The sequence below is a fragment of the Lentzea terrae genome (genome assembly GCF_003265345.1).
GTDB classification, from domain to species: domain Bacteria; phylum Actinomycetota; class Actinomycetes; order Mycobacteriales; family Pseudonocardiaceae; genus Lentzea; species Lentzea terrae.
Window position 1 is genome coordinate 61,702 of sequence record NZ_QFWW01000009.1, and the last position, 5,714, is coordinate 67,415.

Consider the following 5,714-nt stretch of genomic DNA (forward strand, 5'->3'; position numbering starts at 1 on the left):
AGCGTGTTCGGCCGAGTGCAGTGCGTCAAGACGAGGAGGACAAGCCTGTCCACAACCGGACAAGGAGGTTGAAACGCTTCAATCGAGCGTCAGAGCGGGGTCGCGCCGGTCGTGACACTTCGATCTTAGTGAGCTGCGGATTCTCGAATGCCCAGACCTCAGTGAGAAGCCATGACGTAGCTGGACGACCCCTCCACCGCCGGCGGTCATCGGCCTGGACTGACGATCCGGGGAAACTCATGGGGACTGCCCGATACGGGCTAGGAGCGCTCGCGGTGGTCACCGCGCTATCTCTCACCCGCGACACGGCGGGCGCCAACACCGTTCCCGGAACACCGAGGGTCAGCGCGTCTGCGTGGGATCCGTGAAGATGATGTGCTGGTCGGGGCGGGCGTCGTTGAGCGCCCACAGCGCGATGCCGTTGGTCGCGAGCACGACCGCGGTCGCCAGGGCGGCGACGATCAGCCGGCGGCGGCGTTCCTTGCGGCGCCAGCGGGACTGCACCTCGCGGTAGGCGCCGGGAGACGCCGTCACCTCGGCGGCGACCGTGCGGAGGGCCTCTTCGAGCCGTTGTTCGCCGCTAGTCGTCATCCTGCCCCTCCAGCACCTTGCCCAGTTTCGCCATGCCGCGCGCGGTGTGCGCTTTGACCGCTCCGGCGCTGATGCCCATCGCCTCGGCGATCTCGACCTCCTTCAAGCCCAGCCAGTACCGCAGCACCAGCGCCTCGCGCTGCCGCTCCGGCAACGAACGCAATGCCGCCACCAACGCGCGCTGGTCGTCGCGCACCATGGCCTGGGACTCGGCGGACGCGACGTCCTCGCGCACCCACTCGACGTGCTTGCGCACGACCTGCAGATGCCGGACGCGCATCCGGACCCGGTTCACGATGACCGCACGCAAATAGGGTAGCGCCGCCTGCTCCGAGCGCAGCCGCTTCCACCCGCGGTGCAGCTCGCAGAAGGCGTCGGCCACCACGTCCTCCGCGTCGGACTCCGCCCCCAGCAGCGTCGCGAGCCGCACCAGCTCCAGGTGGTGCCGGTGGAACAACGCGGCGAGCGCGCTCTCCCGGTCGGCGTCGCGACCGGCGAGCGTCTCGACGGTGTCCGGCAGGTCCTCGCTCACCGGCGCCACACCGCGCTCACCGCGAACGCGACCACCAGGTTCACCGCGAGTGCGATCACGGCGGCGTAGATCTGGAAGCCGCCGACCATCACCACCGCCGAGAACCCGCCGGACGTCACCAGCAGGGTGCCCGTCAGCATGCCGACGGCCCAGCCGGCGAGCATGCCCGCGGGCGACAACCTGCGGGTGAGCGCGCCGAGCACGACCGCGGGGAACGTCTGCAGCACCCACACCCCGCCGAGCAGCTGCAGGTTGATCGTGTCCTGCGCGGCGAGCAGCAGCACGAACCCGAGCGCGCCGAACTTCACCAGCAGCGACACGAACCGCGCGATCGACGTCTGCTGCTTCGGTGTCGTGTTCGGGTTGAGGTACTCCACGTAGACGTTGCGGGTGAACAACATCGCCGCGGCGACCGACATGATCGACGCCGGCACCAGCGCCCCGATCGCGAGCGCGCCGAAGACCGCGCCCGCCGCCCAGCCCGGCATGATCTGCGTGATCATCGTCGGCACCGCGAGCTCGGCCCTGCCCTGCGCGACGACCACGCCCAGTGCGTGCGCGGCGACACCGAGCAGCGCGAACAGGCCGAGCAGCGCCGTCCACCCCAGCAGTGCCACCGAGTTGCGGCGGAGCACCTGCTCACCGCGCGCCGAGAACGCCGCCGTCAGCACGTGCGGGTACATCAGCAACGCCAGCGCCGAGCCGACGGCCAAAGTCACGTACGCGGTGGACAGCCCGGGATCGAGGTGGGTGGTGACCACCCCGCCGTCCACCCCGGCCGACACGAGGTCCGGCGAGCCGGTCGAGCGCCGTTCCGCCTCGGCGAACAGGCGGTTCGGCGGCCCCAGCAGCGCCATGATCACCACGATGGCCGCGAACACCAGCACGCCCTTGAGGAAGGCGATCACCGCCGCCGCGCGCAGCCCGTTGCGGTACGTCGCCACCGCGAGCACCGCGAACACCACGCCCAGGATCACGTCACCGGTCACGCCTGCCGGGTAGACGCCGAGCACGGTCAGCACCGTGCGGATGCCCAGCAGCTGCAGGGCCACGTACGGCATCGTGACGAGGATTCCCGTCAACGCCACGGCGAGCGCCAGTCCTGGCGAGTCGTACCGCACCCGCACGACGTCCGCGATCGTCACCGCGCCGACGTCGCGGGCCTCGCGCCACAGCTTCGGCAGCAGCCAGAACGCCAGCGGGTACACGATCACCGTGTACGGCAGCGCGAAGAAGCCGATCGCACCCTCGGCGTAGACCACGCCGGGCACGGCCACGAACGTGTACGCGGTGTAGATCGTGCCGCCGAGCAGGAACCAGGTGGTGACGGTGCCGAACCGGCGGCCGGCCAGCGCCCAGTCGGTCGGCGTCGGCAGCACGTCGGCGCGGTAGAACCAGCGGGCGGCCACCGCCACCGCGGAGGTCAGCACGAGGACGGCCCCGAACGCGAGCAGCGCGGGCACGTCGACTCCGGTCACGACTCGTCCTCCTCGTCGGGCACCGGCGCAACATACGCGACAAAAATTTCCGCGTCTGTGTAAACCGAACGCGTCACCCGCGCAACTCATGGGAAACACACGACGAGGAGGTGCGACTGTGCGGCCGCGAAGTTCAGCACTAACGGTGGCCCTGCTGGTGCTGCCCTGCCTGACCGCGATGGCGGTGCCCTTGTACGCACGGACCGAACCTCGCCTTGTCGGCGTGCCCTTCTTCTACTGGTACCAGTTCGGATGCCTCATCGTCACCGTTCTGTGCCTCTCCGTGGCGTTGCGGCTGCATCGGGAGGACACGTGACGATCCGGCTGGATGCCGTGGCGTGCAACGAACTCCGGCCGCACGAGGTGGTCGTGGTCGACTGGCACGTCACCGGGATGTGTTGCGCCGACTCCGGTGAGTTCTCGGTGCGGGTGCTGCGCCGCGGCAAACTGCACAGGGGCCTCCGCGCAGTCGACGCGATGCCGTCCGGCGCCGTCTACGCACATCCCACCGCCTGGGCACATCTGGCCGGCCGCGACGTGACGGTGAGCTGCCGTCGCATCGGGCCGATCCGCTGGTTCACGACGGACCTGCCGCCGGACGCCGGTCTGCGCGCCTGCATGGGCCGCCTGCCACCCAGCTGACCGAAATCCCTCCCCCACCGACCGCTCACCCCGAGCGGCCGGCCGGACTCGCGCGCTCTTTTTCAACGCTGACAAGGAGTTCCAGTGAACAAGACCAGGTTGCGATCCGTCCTGGTGTGGACGGTCGTCGCCGTCGTGGGTGCGGTCGCCTGGGCGGTGCTCGCGCTGTCCAGGGGCGAGAACGTGTCCGCGGTGTGGCTGGTGGCCGCGGCGCTCGGCTCGTACGCGATCGGCTACCGCTTCTACGCCCGCTTCATCGCCAAAAAGGTGCTGAAGGTGGACGACACCCGCGCCACCCCGGCGGAACGGCTCGACGACGGCGTGGACTACCAGCCCACCGACCGTCGTGTCCTCTTCGGACACCACTTCGCCGCGATCGCGGGCGCCGGCCCGCTGGTGGGTCCGGTGCTGGCCGCCCAGATGGGTTACCTGCCGGGCACGATCTGGATCATCGTCGGCGTGATCTTCGCCGGCGCGGTGCAGGACATGGTCACGCTGTTCTTCTCGATGCGGCGGGACGGCAAGAGCCTCGGTCAGATGGCCCGCGACGAGATCGGGCCGATCGGCGGCGCGGCGGCGCTGGTCGGCGTCTTCGCCATCATGATCATCCTGCTGGCGGTGCTGGCGCTGGTCGTGGTGAACGCCCTCGCGAAGTCGCCGTGGGGCACCTTCTCGATCGCGATGACCATCCCGATCGCGTTGTTCATGGGCGTCTACCTGAGGATCTTCCGGCCCGGCCGGGTGGTCGAGACGAGCGTCATCGGCGTTGTCCTGCTGATCGCCGCCATCGTGGCGGGCGGCTGGGTGCAGACGTCCAGCTGGGCCGGGTTCTTCACCCTGGAGCCGAAGACGCTCGTGCTGTGGCTGGTGGGCTACGGGTTCGTCGCGTCGGTGCTGCCGGTGTGGATGCTGCTCGCCCCGCGCGACTACCTCTCCACGTTCATGAAGATCGGCACCATCGTGCTGCTCGCGGTGGGCGTCCTGGTCACCGCGCCCGTGTTGAAGACCGAGGCGTTCACGGAGTTCGCGTTCAGCGGCACCGGGCCGGTGTTCGCCGGATCGCTGTTCCCGTTCGTGTTCATCACGATCGCCTGCGGCGCCCTGTCCGGCTTCCACTCGCTGATCGCGTCGGGCACCACCCCGAAGCTGATCCAGAAGGAGTCCCAGGTCCGCCTGATCGGCTACGGCGCGATGCTCGCGGAGTCGTTCGTCGCGGTCATGGCGCTCATCGCCGCGTGCATGCTCGACCCCGGCATCTACTTCGCCATGAACGCCCCCGCCGGCGTCGTCGGCACGACCGTGCAGTCCGCGGCCGAGGCCGTCAGCAACCTCGGCTTCACCATCACCCCGGCCGAGCTCCAAGCCGCGGCGGCCGCCGTGCAGGAGACCACGCTCGTCGCCCGCACCGGTGGCGCGCCCACGTTCGCCGTCGGCATGTCCGAGATCTTCTCCGAGTTCCTCGGCGGCGACGCGATGAAGGCGTTCTGGTACCACTTCGCGATCATGTTCGAGGCCCTGTTCATCCTCACCACCGTGGACGCGGGCACGCGGGTCGGCCGGTTCATGCTGCAGGACGGCCTCGGCAACGTGTGGAAGCCGTTCGCGCGGGTGTCCTGGCGGCCGGGCCTGTGGATCTGCAGCGCCGCCGTCGTGCTCGCGTGGGGCTACTTCCTGTACGCCGGCGTGAGCGACCCGTTGGGCGGCATCAACCAGCTGTTCCCGTTGTTCGGCATCGCGAACCAGCTCCTCGCGGCCATCGCGTTGACCGTGTGCACCACGCTGCTGATCAAGAGCGGCCGGGTGAAGTGGGCCTGGGTCACCGGCATTCCGCTGGCGTGGGACGTGGCCGTCACGCTGACGGCCAGCTGGCAGAAGGTGTTCAGCTCCGACCCGAAGCTCGGTTTCTTCGCGCAACGGGAGAAGTACGCCGACGCGCTGGCGCAGGGCAAGCTCCTCGCGCCGGCCAAGAACACCGACCAGATGGAGGCGATCATCACCAACTCCACAGTGGACGGCGTGCTGGCCGCCGTGTTCGCGCTGCTGGTGATCATCGTGATCCTCGACGCGATGCGGGTGTGGCGCAAGGCCTTGCTCGGCCCCACGCCACCGACCACCGAGACGCCGTACGTGGCGTCGACGCTGCCCGAGTCGCCGAAGCTGGTTGATCTCAGCTCGAGGTGAGAGTGCGGGCCGGGCCTCCGAAGTGAGGCCCGGCCACCTTCACCCACTCAGGAGCACTTGCGCCCGTCGTTCACGCACTTCACGATCTGCGCCATCGTCTGCTCGGAGTTGACGTTGACGTAGTCGTTGTGGTCGGAGAACGGGTTGTGGTTCTCCTCCGGGAACGCGTCGAGCTGGTACTGGCCCTTCTCCTGCACGTCCTTCGGGATGTTGTAGGAGATGCTGATCCGCAGCTGCGGGATGGCCTTGGTGCCGTTCGGGCACGCGCCGCTGTTCTTGTCCGCGAACTT

At 69.0% G+C, this 5,714-nt stretch carries 6 protein-coding genes and 1 pseudogene; 3 read left to right on the top strand and 4 right to left on the bottom strand.

Annotation, left to right across the window (positions count from 1 at the left end):
• Nucleotides 1–342: 342 nt before the first annotated feature.
• Genes DI276_RS17015 through DI276_RS17025 form a run of 3 tightly spaced genes read right to left on the bottom strand, consistent with a single transcriptional unit; the run spans nucleotide 343 to nucleotide 2,601 of the window.
• Nucleotides 343–591, bottom strand: a complete 249-nt coding sequence (locus tag DI276_RS17015) for a hypothetical protein (RefSeq protein WP_112264371.1) — start codon at nucleotides 589–591, stop codon at nucleotides 343–345.
• Nucleotides 581–1,123 (bottom strand): RNA polymerase sigma factor, encoded by a 543-nt coding sequence (locus tag DI276_RS17020; RefSeq protein WP_198680701.1) that lies wholly within the window; start codon nucleotides 1,121–1,123, stop codon nucleotides 581–583. The genes DI276_RS17015 and DI276_RS17020 overlap by 11 nt, the downstream gene beginning before the upstream one ends.
• A complete protein-coding gene (locus DI276_RS17025; RefSeq protein WP_198680702.1) occupies nucleotides 1,120–2,601 on the bottom strand; it encodes a sodium:solute symporter family protein in 1,482 nt (493 codons plus the stop codon). The genes DI276_RS17020 and DI276_RS17025 overlap by 4 nt, the downstream gene beginning before the upstream one ends.
• A 145-nt stretch (nucleotides 2,602–2,746) precedes the next feature.
• Between DI276_RS17025 and DI276_RS17030 the strand changes: the two genes are divergently transcribed.
• The 3 genes from DI276_RS17030 (at nucleotide 2,747) to DI276_RS17040 (ending at nucleotide 5,424) form a co-directional block, all read left to right on the top strand.
• Entirely contained in the window at nucleotides 2,747–2,917 is a 171-nt protein-coding gene (locus DI276_RS17030; RefSeq protein WP_112264377.1) for a DUF3311 domain-containing protein, read from the top strand.
• The gene (locus tag DI276_RS17035; RefSeq protein ID WP_112264379.1) at nucleotides 2,914–3,243 is read left to right on the top strand and encodes a hypothetical protein; all 330 of its coding nucleotides are present in this window, start codon (nucleotides 2,914–2,916) and stop codon (nucleotides 3,241–3,243) included. Before DI276_RS17030 ends, DI276_RS17035 begins: the two co-directional genes overlap by 4 nt.
• Before the next feature lie 84 nt (nucleotides 3,244–3,327).
• Nucleotides 3,328–5,424, top strand: a complete 2,097-nt coding sequence (locus tag DI276_RS17040; RefSeq protein WP_112264381.1) for a carbon starvation CstA family protein — start codon at nucleotides 3,328–3,330, stop codon at nucleotides 5,422–5,424.
• Between the two features lie 47 nt (nucleotides 5,425–5,471).
• Here the strand turns inward: DI276_RS17040 and DI276_RS50945 are convergent.
• Nucleotides 5,472–5,714, bottom strand: a pseudogene (locus tag DI276_RS50945) (DUF1996 domain-containing protein); the annotation flags it as partial.

Bases quoted from the DNA above. Each gene is read 5' to 3' on its own strand.
- DI276_RS17015 (WP_112264371.1), bottom strand. From the start codon at position 591: ATGACGACTAGCGGCGAACAACGGCTCGAAGAGGCCCTCCGCACGGTC.